The following is a 17,217-nucleotide window of genomic DNA, read 5'->3' on the forward strand; positions in this document are numbered from 1 at the left end:
GGTATGATGAGTAACGATCTGGACCATTGTAATAAGGAGAGGTCCAACTGAACATTTTGAAAATTTGACATAATTGAGTTTGGTTATTACACTTAGTTCAACAAGGTTGAATCAAAAGAAACAATTATGAATATAATGAGATTATGTTGAAACGACGTATATACGTGCAGGCATATTCACCTTGAAAAGGAGGGGGCCGCATGGGACGATGGCCGGAAGCTGTGCAGATAAAGGAAGTCGGTCCGCGCGACGGCTTGCAAAATGAAACGACACGGGTGGCCACAGCGGATAAAACCCACTGGATCAATATGCTGTCTGAATCAGGCTTAAAGGAAATTGAGTATTCCTCGTTTGTCCATCCGAAATGGGTTCCAGCCCTGTCGGATGCCCATGATGTCGGCAAGGCGATTCATCGCAACCCCAATATCCGCTATTCAGCGCTCGTTCCCAATATAAAGGGGCTTGAGCTTGCACTGGAAACAGGAATTGACGGGGCAGCGGTGTTTATGTCGGCAAGCGAAACGCATAACCGGAAAAATATTAATAAATCGATTGATCAGACGTTTCCAGTGTTTCAAGAGGTTGTACAGGATGCAAAACAGGCGGGAAAACACGTGACGGGATATGTGTCAACTGTGTTTGATTGCCCGTATGAAGGTCGGATAACACCGGAGCAGGTCGTTCGCCTTAGTGATCAACTGTTCGAATTCGGAGTGGACGATGTCTCCCTTGGTGACACCATCGGCACAGCTGTTCCATCACAAGTGGAGAACCTCCTGGATGTCATGTTGGCCCGGTATCCACAGAAAAATATTATTATGCATTTTCATGACACACGCGGCATGGCCATTGCTAATATTATGACATCATTGGAATATGGCATCACCCGTCTGGACAGTTCAATTGGTGGTTTGGGCGGTTGTCCGTATGCACCGGGAGCCGCTGGGAATGTCGCGACCAATGATGTTTTGTATTTGTTGCATGGCCTTGGTATCGATACAGGAGTAAACGAACATAAACTCCGGGAAGCAGCTCTCTATATCCAAAATAAACTGGGTAAAACGTTGCCGAGCAAGACATTAGCTTCAGCCGTCAGTCCACGTTGAAAGAATCCGGCACCATACGGACACATTTGCCTAGAAACCCTCACCCATGCAGACAGAGTGAGGGTTACGTGTGCTGGTGACGACTATCCGGTTAAGAAACAGAGTCGTTGTATGTCGGTTGTCAACGCGGCAAAATTGCCCTATTCTATGTAAGAGAGACTATTGAGGCGAAAGGGGAGAGCAGCCATCAATCTTGAAACAATAGGCTTGAAGTTGAAGCAAGCACGTATTAAAAGCAAACATACGCAGCAGCAAATCGCGGATCAGTGTGGCATTTCCAAAAGCCTTCTGTCCAAAATTGAAAATGGCCAGACCTCATCGGCAGTTGCAACGCTTTCCAAAATTTCCGAGTCCCTCGATGTGCCACTTACATGGGTTCTTGATGGGCATCCTGAAACAGATTTGGTCATCCTTCCCACGGTGGACAGGCAGATTAATGCCGATGATAATGATATGGGCTACTCGTTTGAGCTGCTTGCCAATCGCTCCCGTTTTTCGCGGATAGAACCGACCATCGTCCATGTCACCCCAATGGATTACAATAAGCGCCACGAGCCGTATACGCATTCCCAAGACGAATTTATTTACATGGTTGAAGGGGCGATGGAACTCTTTTATGACGGCGAAAAGCATTATATGAAAAAAGGCGACACAAGCTATTTTAAAGGGGTGAAGCCACATTTGTTCATCCCCGTCGACAATGACGGGGCTAAAGTGCTGACCGTGTTTGTTGATGACTGACCGCCTACCGTAAAAAAACGCTATACATACTTTTTGACAAACATTCTCCTGAACCATTTGGTGCCTCAGGGGGGCTTTCATTCAGCTGTCCGTTTTGGTTTGTTCCGTTTTGTTAATAATGCTTGTTCCGACCAAATCACCGGTTACGTTCAGTGCGGTGCAACCCATGCCGATAATGACGTCGATGGCCGTGAGCAATCCGACGGCTTCCATTGGCAGACCGAGCTGGGCGAAAACGGTCGCTATCATAATAATTCCTGCCCCTGGTACACCAGCGGTACCAACGGATGCCAGGGTGCCAACCAGCACGACTTGAAGCATTTGCATGAAGCTGAGCGGATCCCCGACCACGTTAGCGGCAAAAACGGCTGAAACAGCAATCCGGATGGCCGCTCCGTCCATGTTAATGGTTGCACCTAGCGGAAGACTGAATCCATAAAGACTTTTTTTCAGGTTGAGGTTTTTGGCAGCATTAAGTGTCAGCGGCAGCGTTCCGGAGCTGCTTTGTGTGACAAAGGATGTGATCATCGGTGTACGCCCCTGTTTGAAAAAGTTTTTGATATTAATGTTGGTCAGCGCCATAAAGATGATATAGATAAGGAGCTGAACAAGCAATGCGATATACAGAACGGCGATCACATTGCTGAGCGACCAAAGGGTATCGCCCCCTTGTTTGCCGACGATCTCGGCAATAATGGCTAAAATTCCAATTGGCACATACTGAATGATGCCTTTCATAATCGTCATTGTTGCTTCGTTGAGCCCGTCAATGACGCGGTAGACAGCTTCACCAAGATCATGATTCGTCTCCGATGTACGCAGTGCCGAAATAGCAATACCGAATACCAGCGCAGTGAAAATAATACCTAATAAATTCAATTCGCTGAAGGCTGATATGATATTGTTGGGAACAATACTGAGCAGAACATTAGTAACGCCGGGATTTTCCGGAACATCAAATGATTCGCTTCCATCAAGCGTCATCCCTGTTCCTGGATTAAACAGGCTGGCCACGGCAATGCCGACGACGATGGCAAAGGCCGATGTCATAAGATAGTAGACGAATACTTTTCCGCCCATTCGACCAAGGCTGCCCAAATTGGCTTGATTAACACCTACAATCAAGGTGAATAAAATGAGCGGCACAATCAGAAACCGCAATAGACGGAGCAGGAGATCACCGAATGGCGCCAGAACAGCCGCATCTTCACCGAATATAAGACCAACCAGAATACCCAGCACAAGCGCAACGGTGATTTTGGAAATGAGTGACGCTTGAATATAGCCTCTCCATAATGCTTTCATGTTGCTTCCCCCTTATAGGTTCAATTCTCATTAGAATACTATGAATTTTATGGCTCGATATTACCTTGTCTATTCCTTTTTGTCAAAAAACGTTCTCTTATGCAAATAAAAAAGCCATGCAACCGGATTTGGCATGCATGGCTGGTTGGTTTTCTGTTACTTTTCAATAAACATCTGAGTCCAATAATTTCCTTTCCGTGTAAAGCCAACCCCGATATGGGTGAACGATTCATCCAAAATGTTTTTACGATGGTCGGCGCTATTCATCCAGGAATCAACAACGTGACTTGGCTTAGGTTGTCCTCTGGCGATATTTTCACCGGCCGATTCGTAGGTGACATCGAATTGCTTCATCATCTCAAAAGGGGAACCATACGTCGGGCTTTTATGAGAGAAATAATTTTTCTGTTGCATGTCCATGGATTTATTGTTCGCTACACGACTTAATTGTTTGTCAGCCTTCAACGCCGGCAATCCTTGTTTGCTTCGTTCCTGATTGGTCAGCTCGATGACTTTCGATGCATACTGACTGATGCTTTCTTGTTGCGCATTGTTCCCATTGCGGTCGATGGGTTCCTGTCCGGCTGGATTTTTTCGAATTTGCGGATCGTTATTTTGCTCCAAATTGCGTTCGAGGGGGTCTTCTTCGTTCCGCCTGTTATTAAGCGGTGCCTGTTTAAACCGCATTTTGTCTGTTTCCTGTCGGTTGCTGGATGAGTCGGTCCGGACAGTGGAAATGGGCAACTGGTTATTATCCACCTCTGTTTTGCTCGAATAATCGGCTGCCTGTTCCTGATTATTTTGGTTCTCGTTCCCGTTACAGGCTGCCAGCACTAGGCTGATTCCAACAATTAGAAGAAAACGTATCGTCGATTGCTTCATAAACTATACTCCTTTGTTGTTGATTTTTTCTTATTATGGTCCTCATTCGTAACATCCATGCATATCAACAGCCATAAATACGGATGGACATTGCAACAATTGTCCTGTTGCGTGATTTCAAGTACAATATAAGCAGCTTGTATCAGGAGAAAACGAACGCTGTATGCTGGAGGAGGTTTGCATTGACGGGGCGAGGAAAGATTTTTCAGACATTTTATTATGGATGGTTCATCGTTTTTATCGGTGGCTTGGGCATCTTTTTCTCCGGGCCCGGGCAGACGTATTCCAATTCGGCGTTCATTGATCAGTATATTCAGGATTTTGGTTGGTCGCGGACAGAGGTGTCGAGTCTTTATTCGACAGCAACACTGATTGCCGGTATCATGATGATGGTTGTCGGACGGTTTATTGATCGGTATGGGCAGCGGTTCATGATGGTGACGGTTGGAACGGTTTTTGCTCTGGCGTGCTTTTGGAACAGCATGGTCACCAATATGGCTATGCTGGCGGTCGGGTTTTTCCTTGTTCGTCTTCTCGGACAGGGAACGATGTCGCTGATTCCGAATACGCTCGCCGCCCAATGGTTTGTGAAAAAAAGAGGTCGGGCATTCAGTTTTATGACGTTGGGCAGTTTTGCCAGTGCGATGCTTTTTCCGATTATCAATACGTGGATCATTGAAACGTGGGGCTGGCCAATAGCTTGGCGTTTCTGGGGTGTGGCGTTGCTGGTCGTGTTTGTTCCGTTTGCCCTGTTCGGTGTGCGCAACCGGCCGGAAGAGATGGGGTTAGAACCGGATGGTTTTCAAACGGAAACTGAGAACGAAACCGGCGAACCAATTGCCGGCACCACGCTTCCAGAATCCAATGAAGACTTCACGTTAAAAGAAGCGATGCGGACGTGGGCTTTCTGGGGAATTCTGATCAGCGTCGGTATTCCGGCGATGATTAATACCGGCATTACATTTCATATTATATCGATTTTTGATACGAATGGCCTGTCGTCGGCTGTGGCTGCTATGGTACTGAGCCTGATGGCATTTGCGGGTATTCCGATATCGTTCATTTCCGGTTTTATTACGGAGCGAATACCAACGAATTATCTGTTGGCCAGTGTGTTTGTCATTGAAATTATTTTTTTGTTCATGCTGCTTATCACCAATAGTGTGTTTATGGCGATTTTATTCGGTATCGTGTGGGGAGCTGCGAATGGCCTGGAGCGCATTGGTATGAACATTATCTGGCCGGATTATTTTGGCCGGAAATATGTCGGCAGTATCAATGGCGTTGGAATGACTATGGTGGTGATCGGTTCGTCGCTGGGCCCATTGCCGTTCGGTGCTGGATTTGATCTATTTCACAATTACACGCCGGTATTGCTGGCTTCTCTGACGTTTCCTGTCATCGGTGCCATTTGCGCCATTACGGCAAAACGTCCGGATAAAGCCAAGCTGCACTCTCATTAATGAAACAAAGCGGTGATGATGAATGCTTAAAGATACAGGAGAACGGATTATTCCCGAAAACATGACTATAACGAACGACATGCTGATAGAGCATGTGGCAAGGTATCATTTTGCCAGTGAATTAGTGTACGGACGGGTGCTTGATTTCGCCTGTGGTACGGGGTATGGCACGCATATTTTGGCCAAAAATCCGAAGTCGGATGTCACCGAGACGATTGGTATTGACTTGGACCCGGAAACGGTGAACTATGCGCGCGGCGCGTACCATCATCCGAAGTCCACTTTTCTTGAGGGAGATGTGACGGATGCCGGTTTGCCGGAAAAACTGGGGACATTTGATTGCATCGTCAGCTTTGAGTCGATCGAGCACATTCAAGCGGAAGAACAGTTTTTAGCCAATGTGTATGCTTTGCTGAAGCCGGGAGGGACACTTATACTGTCCACGCCGTTCGGTAAGGGGCGCGGTAAGCCATGCAAATCGCCCTTTCACGTGCATCAGCTGACGGTTGCTGAGTTTTTACAGTTATTTCCGGCGTATGCTTCGGCCCATTTTTATGTTCAAAGAAGTGCATTAATCAAACCGGCTGAGGACCATTATGCCGGACAATACCCACTTGGAATCGCCGTCTGTAAAAAATGATTAAATACTGCGAAGATGGAATGCGCTCAGGAAACGTTATTCATCGTCGCAATGAGTCCCCGAATCGGTACCAGGAAGCGTTTGAAAGTCGTTCATCAACGTAATGAATGCCTAAAACACGAGCAACGAGCTAGAAGGGGTCGCTCATCGCCCTCAATAAGCACCATCTTCGACCCTATGACTAATGCTCGCTTTCCAGATCCGTCAATTGATCTATAATTTGCTCGTTCATTTTCTCAGCCACGTCATTGGAGATAATATCTTCACGGGCAAGCTGCTCGACTGCTTCGTGCTGAGCATAGAGGGAATGGCGTTTCAGTGTGTTCAACTGTTTTTCTTTCATCTCCGGTTGCTTATCAAAAAGGGTATCGATATCCTGCTGTATGGTTTCCAATGATTGTTTATAATCGGTTACGAGGTCATTCGTTACAGCATCCGTGATCCGCAGATTCTCCTTCACCCTGCCGATCTCTTCGATGGCCCTTTTGTTCCGATACGCATCGGCTAACAGCATTTCATAATCCTCATAACCGGTTTCCTGCTGGTTGACGTTGAGCCAGTTGAGCACCGGTTTAATGGTAAGCCCCTGACATATAAGTGAAAACAGTACGGTACTGAAGGCGAAAATCAAAATATCTTCCCGTCCGTCAAAATCTCTCGGCAAGCTGAGTACAAGAGCAATTGACAAGGATCCTTTCAGCCCTCCCCAGTTCAAGACGTGTTTCCACGTACGGGGGATGTCATCTGTGAATAGCGTGCTCGTATAGACAGCAATGCTTCTGGCGACAAGCACAATCAGAATGGCCGTAAATATCAGTCCCCACCGGTCAGCGACATCAATTTTTGTAATCTCCAAACCGACCATCAAAAAGACAAGGGAGTTAACAAGCAACGTGACGACATCCCAAAAGTTTCTGATGTTCAACTTGGTTGCCGGGCTCATGCCGATTTTGGAACCATAATTGCCAAGCGTCAGTGCGGCGACAACAACAGCGATAACGCCGGATGCACCGACATTTTCCGCCAGTAAATAGGATCCGTAAAACAGAATGATACTGAAAATAATCTCAAGCGGGTAATCATCAAAATACTTGGTTAGACGTGATGCAATGTAGCCGGCAGTTCCACCGATAATAAGGCCCAGGGCAACGACTTTGATGAATTCCCATAAACCAAGGCCAACCCCCTCGATTCCTGAATTCAAATACGTCAGCAGGGAAAAAGCCGAAATGTTGAAGAGAACAACCGCCAACCCGTCATTGAATAAACTTTCCCCTTCAATAACAGTGGACAGACGTTTATGAACACCGAGATTTTTGAAGATGGACAGCACACTGACTGGGTCCGTCGCGCTCATGACGGAAGCGAACACAAAAGCGGCCGGGATAGATAATTGTAGAAGCCACATCGACGAAAAACCAATAACGACAAATGACAGAAAGGTCCCGCCAAACGCCAGCAACAGGATGGGTCTTTTGTTGTCAAACAACCGGGAAAATGGAAGCTTTAACGCTGCTTCCCCGAGCAGAGCCGGCAGAAAAAGCGTAATAACAGCAAAATTAAAAACGTCGCCTTCGGTAATGAATCCTTTCAACGGTTCCAGAAAAGGGATGTTACTGAGTCCGATGATAGCTCCGATAATAACTAAGGCAATCGGATACGGTTGCTTAAATTTCTTTGCGATGGCGGTGATACCCGCTGCGAGCATGACTAGAACAAGCGTCAGTGAAAAAATATGATGTAGATCCAACTCCTCCACGACAACAGCCTCCTTCTGATAATGGCTAAGGTTTTTATTACGCATTAACTCACCTGTCATACCTCCACTGATTGAAGGTTCACTTTATAGGTATTTTTGCCGAAAATGCTGATAAAATTCGGTGAATACGGAAAGAGTAATGGTTTAGTCATGAAGTACTTCATGGATTGGAAAATCACCAAACGATAGAGAAATCATTGATTCCTACATAAATAATATAAATGACATTTGTCACATGCGCTACTTGACGTTTATGACTTCTAACGTTTCTTTGTTTTCTTTATCCTATATATAAATGAATAGATAAAAATAATTCTACTGCAGGAGGACATAATGAGCAGACAACAACAAGCACAGTTAAAAAAGAGCGTCGCAGCTTTTGCTAATCCAGATACAAAGGCGAGTATATTACAGTTAATCAATACGATTCCGCCGTTTTTCCTTATATGGTTTTTGGCTTACCAAAGTCTGTCTGTCTCCATTTGGCTGACGCTTGCCTTGACAGTTCTGTTATCAGGATTCGTTATTCGCATTTTCATTATTTTCCATGACTGTACACATGGATCCTTTTTTAAAAATGGCAAGGCTAATCGCTTGGTTGGAACGATCACCGGCGTTATCACGTTATTTGCTTTCGAAAAATGGAAACGGAGCCATGCGATTCATCATGCGACAAGCGGCAATCTGGACAAGCGTGGCACTGGTGATGTATGGGTGATGACAGTGGATGAATATATGGACGCTTCCTTTTGGGGCAGGCTGGCTTACCGGCTTTACCGCAACCCAATTGTCATGTTCGGATTGGGACCATTGTATCTTTATCTTCTTGCCAATCGTTTTAACCGAATTGGGGCAAAACAAAAGGAATGTTGGAATACGTATATTATCAATGCATCTGTTGTTGTTATTTATGGTCTGCTAATCTGGGTAATCGGCTGGCAGGCATTTCTCATTATCCAGTTGCCCATTAGCTTTATGGCAGGGGCCATGGGAATTTGGCTTTTTTATGTACAACATCAGTTTGAGGATTCTTATTTCGAAAATGAAGACGAGTGGGATTTTGTCAAAGCTGCTGTTGATGGAAGTTCTTATTACAAATTGCCGAAAATCTTGCAATGGCTAACAGGCAGCATTGGCTTCCACCATGTACATCATTTAAGTCCCAAAGTCCCGAACTATCATTTGGAAAAGGCCCATGAATCGACCCTGCCTCTCAAGCAGGCAACAACGATTACATTAATGTCCAGTTTGAAATCCCTCCGTTTCCGGCTGTATGATGAAGCGAATAAGACGTTTGTCAGTTTTAAAGAGGTTAAAAAAAAGCATACGGTTGAACACGGACCAGTCAACCTTTCAAAAAAATAATAACGTTGTCCATCAGACCCTTCAATCATGTATTGGGGGGTCTGATTTTTTGATATACTTAACGGAAGCAGTTAGGAGGAACAGTATGCAGAAATGGTATCACCTCGTTCCGAAGAATACAGGGCTTAGTATTTATGCGTGGATTATTTTTTGTATTCTGCCTTTCTATTTTATCTTTCGGACATCAGGTGCATTGGAAATCGTCTTCGGTATTTTCATGATATTGCTGTTTTTCACCGCATACAGTGTGTCTTTTCTGTCGGAGGGATGGGCGGTCTACTTGTCAGTGGGAGTCGAAATGGTTATAAGCGTTGTGATGACGGTGTTTTTGGGATATGTTTATTTCGCATTGTTTTTAGCGTTTTACATCGGAAATATACCGCATAAAGCTGGCTTTATAACATTGTATGTGATTCACTTGGTTACAACGGTTGCGGCAGTTACGATAAGTTATTTTACTCAAAACGTCATATTCTTTTCCCAACTCCCATTTATTGTATTTAGTGTTATTGGGGTTGTTCTGCTGCCACTAACGATTTATTTCCGAAACAAGCAGGAGCAATTGGAAAATCAATTGGAAGCAGCCAACCAAAAGCTTTCCCAATTAGCTGTTCTGGAGGAGCGTCAGCGGATTGCTCGCGACCTGCATGATACACTGGGACAAAAGTTGTCTATGATTGGCCTGAAAAGTGATTTAGCAGGGAAGCTAGTGGATGCAAAACCTCCTGCAGCAAAAAATGAACTTAATGATATTCATCAGACGGCTCGAACGGCGCTAAAGGAAGTGCGTGAAATGGTGTCAAATATGAAAGGTGCCAAACTGGAAGATGAAGTCAATCGTGTCCAGGAAATGTTGACAGCTGCCCAAATTGATTTTCATTTGGAAGGAAACGCGGAACTTACCGATACGCCTTTATTCATTGAAAATGTGTTGAGTATGTGTTTGAAAGAGGCTGTGACCAATGTTGTCAAACATAGCGGAGCGTCTTCCTGCACCGTTATCATTTCACCATTACGGGAAGAAGTACTTATGGAAATCCAGGATAATGGAATTGGCAAGACGAATCAAAAGGGTACTTATTTCGAAAATGGACTGCAAGGGATGAGAGACCGGCTGGAGTTTGTTAATGGTAGTTTGGAAATGACATCCGTCAATGGAACAACCCTGTCGATTCGGGTGCCAAATGACATTCAGCGGCCAGAACAGGAGGACTTATCGTGATAAGCATTGTAATAGCAGAAGATCAACGTATGCTGCTTGGGGCACTAGGATCACTGCTTGAACTGGAAAACGATATGGAAGTTGCCGGAGAAGCAAGGAATGGAGAAGAAGCGTTATCGCTTGTGCGGCGGCACCATCCGGATATTTGTATAATGGATATTGAAATGCCAATAAAAAACGGTCTCGATGCAGCAGAAGAATTGAAGGATGATCCTTGTAAGGTCATTGTGTTAACAACTTTTGCACGAACAGGTTATTTTGAACGGGCGCGGAAAGCTGATGTGAGTGGCTATTTGCTGAAAGACAGTCCGAGTGAGGATTTAGCGAACTCCATCCGCACGATTATGAACGGGAACCGGATTTATGCGCCGGAACTGGTTGATATGGCATACGACCATAGCAATCCGGTGACAGAACGAGAGGAACAGGTAATGAAGCTGATCGCTGAGGGGAAAAATACAAAGGAAATTGCAAATTGGCTGTATCTGACAAATGGCACGGTCCGTAACTATGTATCCGTCATTCTTGATAAACTGGAAGTAACCAACCGGATTGAAGCCGTTTCCAAAGTGAAGGAAAAAGGCTGGCTACCCTAAAAGCCTTTGCATAACTAACCCTCCTTATTCAAAAGCTAGGCCTGATCATGAAAAAGGGAGGTCAGACACATGGCGGAAAAACACGAAGCGGAAAAAAACAATCAATTCAAAGAAAATGCCAACAATGGTGAACACCGTAATGGACGTAAAAGTCAGTATAAAAACTATAATCCCGAGGGCGGACGTCCCAATGAGTATAGAAGTGACAAAGGTGAATAGTGGAAAAATGACGGAATGACTGCAGCCTCACCAACGTAGCTGCAGCAAAAAAAATGGCGGTGTGATGCTGAGTGCTTCATACCGCCTTTGCTGATGGGAGGGAGTGGTATGAATCAAGCCGTTTTTTTGGACCGCGACGGGGTTATCAATGAAGTGCTTACTGATCGGGTGAAATTTGTTAACCGACCAAGTGATGTTTACTTATTAGATGGAGTCGGCGAGGCCATTCAAGCGTTTAATGATATGGGGTTTTTTGTTTTTGTGGTCACCAATCAGGGCGGAATCGGACTCGGTTATATGACCGATGATGCGCTGGATGCCGTACATAAACGCATGCAAGCCGACCTGGCAGCATTTGGCGCTACGATTGATGATATTGCCTATTGCCCCCACAAGCCACATGCCGGTTGTGAGTGCCGCAAACCACGCCCTAAAATGATTGTTGATTTGGCACAAACGTATGATATTGCCCTGGATAAAAGCTTTATGGTAGGTGACCGGGACCCGGACATCGCCGCCGGAAATAAGGCGGGAACGACAACCGTCTTCATCGGCCACCGTGAGCGGCAACAGCACGAGGTGACCGCGGATAAAACGTTTCCTGATCTTTTAGCGTTTGCCCGTTGGCTGCAAAAACAGTAATCATGTGTTATGGATTCGTCACGTCTGGTCATACTAAGTCTGTCGCAATCTACTGAAACAGGAGGGTGAACCCCATGATGAAGCACTTATTGGCTGCCACCGCCCTGTTATGGTCACTGGTATTGCCACCGACAGGCTTCTCATTTGCGTCGGACTTTTACAAAGGATTTGCCGATGATTTGCACAGCAAACAAGACGTGAGAGAGGATAAAGAAGAATTATACGAGCGGATTTTCATGGAAATGGAGGCCAAAGAACTCGGCATTGAAACAGAAAATAAAGGCCTGAAGCAGATTGCCAAACAAGTGGCGGAAACCAAAATTAAGCGCTCCGCAAGAAAGCTTGGCCTGGAAACAGAAGGGAAAGATATTAAGGAACTGGCTAAAGAAGTCCATCACGCCGAGGTGAAACAGAAAGCCGATGAACTCGGGATTGATCAAAAAGGGAAGGACCCACAGTTGCTTGCCGAAAATGTGTATGAAGAAATGCTGCGACAAAAAGCGGAAGAATTGGGTGTTGAAAAGGATGAACGCGATCTTCGTGGGCTTAAACAGGCCGTGCTCAAAGCCGTGATAAAAAACGAGGCCGACGAACTGGGCATCGACAGGAAAGGCAAAAGCGTTCAACGACTGCGGGAAGACATACATGACCAAAAGCTTATTCAAACAGCGGAAGAATTGGATCTGGAAACAATGGATAAGGACACCAGTGACCTGTTTGATGAGATCGTAACGGAGCATGCCGAAGAAGCAAAAAAAAAGCGGCTATTTCCGTTTGAAAAGAGGGACGGTGACTTTTTTTGGGACACCATGAAAAAAACCCATCATGGTCAAATGAATAACGAGTGATCATCCGTGGGAGTCCACAGATGGAACTTTCTTGTCATTTCGGCAGGATATTCCGAATGGGCATCGAATATAGGTGTTAGAAGATAAGAGAAAGGGGAAGAGATGCATGAGTGACAATGTAAAAATAACAGTGAATGACAACGGACCGTACCGGGTGAAAGGCGATGTGGAGTTAGTCGATGCCGAAGGGAATGCGTTTGAAACGAAAAAAATGATCTCTCTTTGTCGCTGCGGCCATTCCTCGAACAAACCATTCTGTGATGGCAGTCACCGGCAAATCGGTTTTGAAAGTGAACCGCGTGCGGAATAATGACATCCCCTTCTATGTTTTCCATGGCATGGAAGGGGTTTTTTGTATGGATAACTTTTGGATCCAACGTCAAACAGCATAGTTGTCATTATGGTCGCTGTTTGGAATAATAATAACTATAAACCTAAATTAAAGGAGATGGACCTCATGCACGTTTTGGTTGCAGGAGCGAATGGACAAATCGGTCAACATATCGTTAAGCAATTGCACAATAACCCAGAGCATACAGTAAGAGCGATGGTTCGGCGGGAAGAGCAGGCAGAGGAACTGAAAAAACAGGGAATTGATGCTGTCATGGCCAATCTCGAAGGCAGAAAAGAATCCATTAAAAAAGCGGCAAAAGGCTGTGATGCAGTTATTTTCACAGCGGGGTCCGGCGGCAGCACAGGACCGGACAAGACACTGCTCGTTGATTTGGATGGTGCGGTCAAAACGATTGAAGCAGCTGAGGATGCCGGTGTGGATCGCTTTGTCATGGTGAGTGCCCTGCAGGCCAACAATCGCGGCCATTGGAATGAAAAAATTCGCCATTATTACGCTGCTAAGCACTATGCTGACAGAATCCTCCAGACGAGCAGCTTAAATTATACGATTGTCCGGCCCGGCCGACTGCTGAATGAAGCAGCGACTGGCAAGGTTACCGTTTCCGACAATATGGAGGAACGGGGATCGGTTCCGCGCGAGGATGTGGCCAGCGTGGTCACCGCATCCTTGACGGAAGAGAACACATATAAACGCGGGTTTGATCTCATTTCCGGTGAAACAGATGTTGACGATGCATTGAGGACTATGTAATCTGACAAGGGCTTTTGTTGAATAAACGTCATACTGAGATAATCGAGAGGTGGCCGAATGGACAAACGAGTAATGATAGACTGTGATCCCGGACATGATGATGCGATGGCCATTCTGTTGGCTGCTTCTAATGTGAGCAATCTCAGCATTGAGGCGATTACGACGGTTGCTGGCAATGTTGGTGTCGATAAAAACACGATCAATGCTTTGCGTGTATGCGAACTTGCTGGTCTTGATGATACCCTTGTTGCCAAAGGAGCTGACCGGCCATTGGTAAGGGATTCATTAGAAGCAGCCCATGTGCATGGGGATAGCGGCCTTGATGGCACTTCTCTGCCGGAGAGTCCAGTCAAGCAAGCTGACGGTGCTCATGCTGTTGATATCCTCATTGATAAATTGATGGCATCAGAAGGCGATATCAGCATTGCAGCGATTGGTCCGTTGACGAATATTGCACTCGCTATGCGGAAAAAACCGGAGATTATTCCTCGCATTAATGAGATTACTATGATGGGCGGCGGTACATACGGTAATCGGACACCGGCGGCGGAATTCAACATCTACGCCGATGCTGAGGCGGCAAAAGTCGTGTTTGAAAGCGGTGTGCCAATGACCATGTTTGGGCTTGATGTTACCCATCAGGTTCTCGCCACGGATGAGCGGATGAAACAATTAGCAGCGATTAATACGCCGGAAGCAGCAGCTGTTACAGATATGCTCCGCTTTTATTCTGGTGCCTATAAGGAAAAATTTTCAGGTGCAGCACTGCACGATCCGTGTCCAGTTGCCTATTTGATCGAACCGGCGATGTTTCAGCTGGAAAAGGTACGGGCTGATGTAGAGATAAAAGGCGAATTCACCTATGGTATGACGGTGATTGATGCAGAGGGACAATCAAGCCGAACACCCAATGTTCAGTTCGCCCGCGAGATTGACTCGAACCGGTTTTGGCAGCTGTTTTTGCAGGCACTGTCAGAAATGAGGTAGACCGTCGTTAAAGCAAGACAGACAAACGACATCAATATAAAAAATCACCCCTGCACCCTTTTATAGGGAGCGCGGGTGATCTTTGTAACGTCGGCTGTGTAGGAGAGGTCCCGGTTGAGTTCGGACATGGAGTTAATCCGTATTGGACAGCCCCAGCTTCGTATCCAGTGTACCGTGAATGGACGTAGTCGCAACATCGTCGCCACGAAGCCAGCCGTCAAAATCAAAGATAACAGGGTCCCGATCGCCACCCAGAGCGAACCACGCTTTCAATTCTTTTGGAAAATAAGCGGTGGTATGAATTGTGCCTGCCCAACTTTTATACAAATCGGCAAACACGCCCCGATCTTTGTCATTCATGAGCCGGAACGCATCATATGCACAGATTCGGTCTTCCTTCTCCTGGATCAGGTTTAATCGACGCGTGGAGTCATCCAGATGGTGGCGATTTTCATGCGTCAGCAGTTCAAAATGATTCGTACATGTATGGGATCGTCGTACGTCCACGGAGCGCGGTGACACTTCTATGACATACGTTTCGTCGCTCCGATCCAAAACGATATAACTGAATGATCCGCGGTGCGGGATGTCTTTCAACAGTTGCACAGCATCATCGACCGTGGCGCACGTTTCAAGAATTATTCGCCCCACCATATAGGATACAAAACCGTCGCCGGGTTTACGACGCTGCATGAAATTATACGCCATCACGAGTCCCTTTTCGTTCATGCCATCCATACGACCGGTCACACGCGATGTCGGTCCCATCATCGCATAGCCCTGATCAGTCGGCTGAAAAAAGCTGTACCGTCCGTCGTACGTCGTCGGATGATAATCATAATTGCGCACCATGAAGTTGCTCCCTGTTAAAACGGAACAACCACTCGGCTTCGCATTCACCCGGTAATGGCCGAAGTCCCGGAGCACGTCCGTCATCGGCAAACCAAGCGCATCACGCATGCCCAACAATTCATCCCAAATACCGGGAGCAAACCGCATAAACGCATGTTTCACATCTTGTTCCCATGTTTGAAACCGGGGTTTACGGATGCGCCAGCTGTCCCGGCGATTTTTCAGGACAGGCGACTCCTTGATGGCCGCCCCTTGGGCATAGCCAAAATCATAATGGCTGCCGCGAAATTGAGTTATATCGGTACGTACGTCGGTCATGAAATCATCCTCTTTGTTCATACTGGTTTAATGGTACATCAGTCTTTGTCAAATTAAAATAGATTTACACTCATGGCCTCTGTTCGTTGCCAAACAGGATCAACTTGCCGAGGAGTGATCCCAGCAGGCTGAGGACAACATATACGGCGATCCATACGGCAAATGAAACATTCATGAATAGAAACATGCTGCCGATACTTGATAGAAGCGTTGCAAGCGGTCCGATCCAACTGTTTTTCAGCACGAGGCTAGCCAACAAACCAATGACAAAGGTTGCGACGGGGTAAAATATTAATATGGCAATAAATTCATTGATTTGAAAGAGCATCATGGAACTGTAGACACCGAACAACACGCCGAGCAACACAGCGAACAGCACCATTTGATTTTTGCTGTTTTTGATCCGTTTTACCATCTTGTCCGCATCTCCCGCTTCCTGTTTGTTTTGCTCTGCACGCGGCAATGCCCTTTGTATTGTTTGTAATTCGTTTTTGCATTCCTGGCAGGATAAAAGGTGCTGATCAACAAATTGTTTGCTTTCATCACTCGTGAGATTCTCCACATGCATGGGGAGGAGATCCCTTACTATATCGCAGTTCTTATTCCTCATTCATGCCACCTCCGTCCATTATGGTTATCAGTTTGTTTTTGGCTCTGTAAAAATTGACACGCGCCCACGTCTCGGACTGATTAAAAATATCAGCAATGGCCTTATAATCCAATTCATTATAACTTCTAAGAATGACAATATCCTGATGAGGCTGTTTCAATTGTCTGATAGCTGTCAGTAGTTGAATGGATGTTTCCTTTTGTTCATAGATTTTCTCCGGCGTCGTTGCATCTGCCACACTGTTTTCCTGTTCGGTTTTTTTGATAAGTTGTTTATGTTTTTCTTCTTTTCTTACTTGCTTGTAAAAGACATGTTTGGCAATCTGGAACAGCCAAGTTGAAATGGCGCTTTGCCCTTTAAAGCGATGAATGGATTTGAATGCCTGTAAAAATGTTTCTTGTGTCAGTTCATCTGCCAGCGACTGACGACCGGTCAGGTAGAACAAATAGGTATGAATGTGTTGATAATGCTCCACATATAACTGCTTGAATGCCTCCAACGTCTGCCCCCCCTTCCGGCAGCTTTCATTATATTAGTACCATTGGGACGTCAAACGT

The 17,217-nt window shown here is 45.8% G+C and carries 19 protein-coding genes; 13 read left to right on the top strand and 6 right to left on the bottom strand.

Translation table 11 applies throughout. The features are described 5' to 3' along the window. Positions 1–200 precede the first annotated feature (200 nt). Entirely contained in the window at positions 201–1,106 is a 906-nt protein-coding gene (locus ABDZ72_RS06380; RefSeq protein ID WP_343751875.1) for a hydroxymethylglutaryl-CoA lyase, read from the top strand. 162 nt (positions 1,107–1,268) lie between these two features. Further along, positions 1,269–1,847: a helix-turn-helix domain-containing protein gene (locus ABDZ72_RS06385; RefSeq protein WP_343751876.1), complete on the top strand. Its 579-nt coding sequence runs from the start codon at positions 1,269–1,271 to the stop codon at positions 1,845–1,847. An 81-nt stretch (positions 1,848–1,928) separates the two neighbouring features. On the opposite strand, the gene ABDZ72_RS06390 is transcribed toward ABDZ72_RS06385, so the two are convergent. Together ABDZ72_RS06390 and ABDZ72_RS06395 are read right to left on the bottom strand one after the other, a co-directional pair. Next, a complete protein-coding gene (locus tag ABDZ72_RS06390; protein WP_343751877.1) occupies positions 1,929–3,152 on the bottom strand; it encodes a dicarboxylate/amino acid:cation symporter in 1,224 nt (407 codons plus the stop codon). 156 nt (positions 3,153–3,308) lie between these two features. Beyond that, on the bottom strand, positions 3,309–4,034 hold the full coding sequence (locus ABDZ72_RS06395; protein ID WP_343751878.1) for a CAP domain-containing protein: 726 nt from the start codon (positions 4,032–4,034) through the stop codon (positions 3,309–3,311). 182 nt (positions 4,035–4,216) lie between these two features. Here ABDZ72_RS06395 and ABDZ72_RS06400 point away from each other — a divergent pair, with 182 nt between their 5' ends. Together ABDZ72_RS06400 and ABDZ72_RS06405 are read left to right on the top strand one after the other, a co-directional pair. Beyond that, on the top strand, positions 4,217–5,497 hold the full coding sequence (locus ABDZ72_RS06400; RefSeq protein WP_343751879.1) for an MFS transporter: 1,281 nt from the start codon (positions 4,217–4,219) through the stop codon (positions 5,495–5,497). A gap of 22 nt (positions 5,498–5,519) precedes the next feature. Then, positions 5,520–6,137: a class I SAM-dependent methyltransferase gene (locus ABDZ72_RS06405; RefSeq protein WP_343751880.1), complete on the top strand. Its 618-nt coding sequence runs from the start codon at positions 5,520–5,522 to the stop codon at positions 6,135–6,137. Positions 6,138–6,318: 181 nt separating this feature from the next. Here the strand turns inward: ABDZ72_RS06405 and ABDZ72_RS06410 are convergent, their stop codons facing one another. Further along, positions 6,319–7,896, bottom strand: a complete 1,578-nt coding sequence (locus ABDZ72_RS06410; RefSeq protein ID WP_343751881.1) for a Na+/H+ antiporter — start codon at positions 7,894–7,896, stop codon at positions 6,319–6,321. Between the two features lie 333 nt (positions 7,897–8,229). Between ABDZ72_RS06410 and desA the strand changes: the two genes are divergently transcribed. From desA to ABDZ72_RS06455, 9 genes are all read left to right on the top strand, one after another. Continuing rightward, on the top strand, positions 8,230–9,261 hold the full coding sequence (gene desA / locus ABDZ72_RS06415; protein WP_343751883.1) for a Delta(5) desaturase DesA: 1,032 nt from the start codon (positions 8,230–8,232) through the stop codon (positions 9,259–9,261). Between the two features lie 85 nt (positions 9,262–9,346). Continuing rightward, positions 9,347–10,483 (top strand): sensor histidine kinase, encoded by a 1,137-nt coding sequence (locus tag ABDZ72_RS06420; RefSeq protein WP_343751885.1) that lies wholly within the window; start codon positions 9,347–9,349, stop codon positions 10,481–10,483. Next, positions 10,480–11,079 (top strand): response regulator, encoded by a 600-nt coding sequence (locus ABDZ72_RS06425; RefSeq protein ID WP_343751886.1) that lies wholly within the window; start codon positions 10,480–10,482, stop codon positions 11,077–11,079. The genes ABDZ72_RS06420 and ABDZ72_RS06425 overlap by 4 nt, the downstream gene beginning before the upstream one ends. A gap of 69 nt (positions 11,080–11,148) precedes the next feature. Next, positions 11,149–11,298 (top strand): hypothetical protein, encoded by a 150-nt coding sequence (locus ABDZ72_RS06430; RefSeq protein WP_343751887.1) that lies wholly within the window; start codon positions 11,149–11,151, stop codon positions 11,296–11,298. 108 nt (positions 11,299–11,406) lie between these two features. Next, a complete protein-coding gene (locus ABDZ72_RS06435; RefSeq protein WP_343751888.1) occupies positions 11,407–11,940 on the top strand; it encodes a D-glycero-alpha-D-manno-heptose-1,7-bisphosphate 7-phosphatase in 534 nt (177 codons plus the stop codon). Positions 11,941–12,014: 74 nt separating this feature from the next. Next, a complete protein-coding gene (locus ABDZ72_RS06440; protein ID WP_343751889.1) occupies positions 12,015–12,788 on the top strand; it encodes a hypothetical protein in 774 nt (257 codons plus the stop codon). A gap of 106 nt (positions 12,789–12,894) precedes the next feature. Beyond that, positions 12,895–13,098, top strand: coding sequence for a CDGSH iron-sulfur domain-containing protein (locus ABDZ72_RS06445; RefSeq protein ID WP_343751890.1), 204 nt, complete (start codon positions 12,895–12,897; stop codon positions 13,096–13,098). 147 nt (positions 13,099–13,245) lie between these two features. Beyond that, positions 13,246–13,893 carry an SDR family oxidoreductase gene (locus ABDZ72_RS06450; RefSeq protein WP_343751891.1) on the top strand — a complete coding sequence of 216 codons (648 nt, stop codon included), beginning with the start codon at positions 13,246–13,248 and terminating at the stop codon, positions 13,891–13,893. Between the two features lie 57 nt (positions 13,894–13,950). Then, entirely contained in the window at positions 13,951–14,880 is a 930-nt protein-coding gene (locus ABDZ72_RS06455; protein ID WP_343751892.1) for a nucleoside hydrolase, read from the top strand. Positions 14,881–15,012: 132 nt separating this feature from the next. Here ABDZ72_RS06455 and ABDZ72_RS06460 read toward each other — a convergent pair whose 3' ends face one another. The 3 genes from ABDZ72_RS06460 to ABDZ72_RS06470 all read right to left on the bottom strand — a co-directional run bounded on the left by ABDZ72_RS06460 (position 15,013) and on the right by ABDZ72_RS06470 (position 17,159). Next, positions 15,013–16,050, bottom strand: coding sequence for a C45 family autoproteolytic acyltransferase/hydrolase (locus tag ABDZ72_RS06460; protein WP_343751894.1), 1,038 nt, complete (start codon positions 16,048–16,050; stop codon positions 15,013–15,015). A 70-nt stretch (positions 16,051–16,120) separates the two neighbouring features. Next, a complete protein-coding gene (locus tag ABDZ72_RS06465; RefSeq protein ID WP_343751896.1) occupies positions 16,121–16,660 on the bottom strand; it encodes a DUF2651 family protein in 540 nt (179 codons plus the stop codon). After that, complete coding sequence (locus ABDZ72_RS06470; protein ID WP_343751897.1) at positions 16,650–17,159, bottom strand: RNA polymerase sigma factor; 510 nt, start codon at positions 17,157–17,159, stop codon at positions 16,650–16,652. Before ABDZ72_RS06470 ends, ABDZ72_RS06465 begins: the two co-directional genes overlap by 11 nt. Between the last annotated feature and the right edge of the window lie 58 nt (positions 17,160–17,217).

Source organism: Lentibacillus halophilus, from assembly GCF_039522485.1.
Classification (GTDB): Bacteria; Bacillota; Bacilli; order Bacillales; family Amphibacillaceae; genus Lentibacillus; species Lentibacillus halophilus.

Excerpts from the sequence above, each read along its gene's own strand:
- ABDZ72_RS06380 (WP_343751875.1), top strand. The coding sequence starts at position 201 with ATGGGACGATGGCCGGAAGCTGTGCAGATAAAGGAAGTCGGTCCGCGC.
- ABDZ72_RS06390 (WP_343751877.1), bottom strand. The coding sequence starts at position 3,152 with ATGAAAGCATTATGGAGAGGCTATATTCAAGCGTCACTCATTTCCAAA.
- ABDZ72_RS06395 (WP_343751878.1), bottom strand. The coding sequence starts at position 4,034 with ATGAAGCAATCGACGATACGTTTTCTTCTAATTGTTGGAATCAGCCTA.
- ABDZ72_RS06405 (WP_343751880.1), top strand. The coding sequence starts at position 5,520 with ATGCTTAAAGATACAGGAGAACGGATTATTCCCGAAAACATGACTATA.
- desA (WP_343751883.1), top strand. The coding sequence starts at position 8,230 with ATGAGCAGACAACAACAAGCACAGTTAAAAAAGAGCGTCGCAGCTTTT.
- ABDZ72_RS06420 (WP_343751885.1), top strand. The coding sequence starts at position 9,347 with ATGCAGAAATGGTATCACCTCGTTCCGAAGAATACAGGGCTTAGTATT.
- ABDZ72_RS06430 (WP_343751887.1), top strand. The coding sequence starts at position 11,149 with ATGGCGGAAAAACACGAAGCGGAAAAAAACAATCAATTCAAAGAAAAT.
- ABDZ72_RS06435 (WP_343751888.1), top strand. The coding sequence starts at position 11,407 with ATGAATCAAGCCGTTTTTTTGGACCGCGACGGGGTTATCAATGAAGTG.
- ABDZ72_RS06440 (WP_343751889.1), top strand. The coding sequence starts at position 12,015 with ATGATGAAGCACTTATTGGCTGCCACCGCCCTGTTATGGTCACTGGTA.
- ABDZ72_RS06445 (WP_343751890.1), top strand. The coding sequence starts at position 12,895 with ATGAGTGACAATGTAAAAATAACAGTGAATGACAACGGACCGTACCGG.
- ABDZ72_RS06450 (WP_343751891.1), top strand. The coding sequence starts at position 13,246 with ATGCACGTTTTGGTTGCAGGAGCGAATGGACAAATCGGTCAACATATC.
- ABDZ72_RS06455 (WP_343751892.1), top strand. The coding sequence starts at position 13,951 with ATGGACAAACGAGTAATGATAGACTGTGATCCCGGACATGATGATGCG.
- ABDZ72_RS06460 (WP_343751894.1), bottom strand. The coding sequence starts at position 16,050 with ATGACCGACGTACGTACCGATATAACTCAATTTCGCGGCAGCCATTAT.
- ABDZ72_RS06465 (WP_343751896.1), bottom strand. The coding sequence starts at position 16,660 with ATGAGGAATAAGAACTGCGATATAGTAAGGGATCTCCTCCCCATGCAT.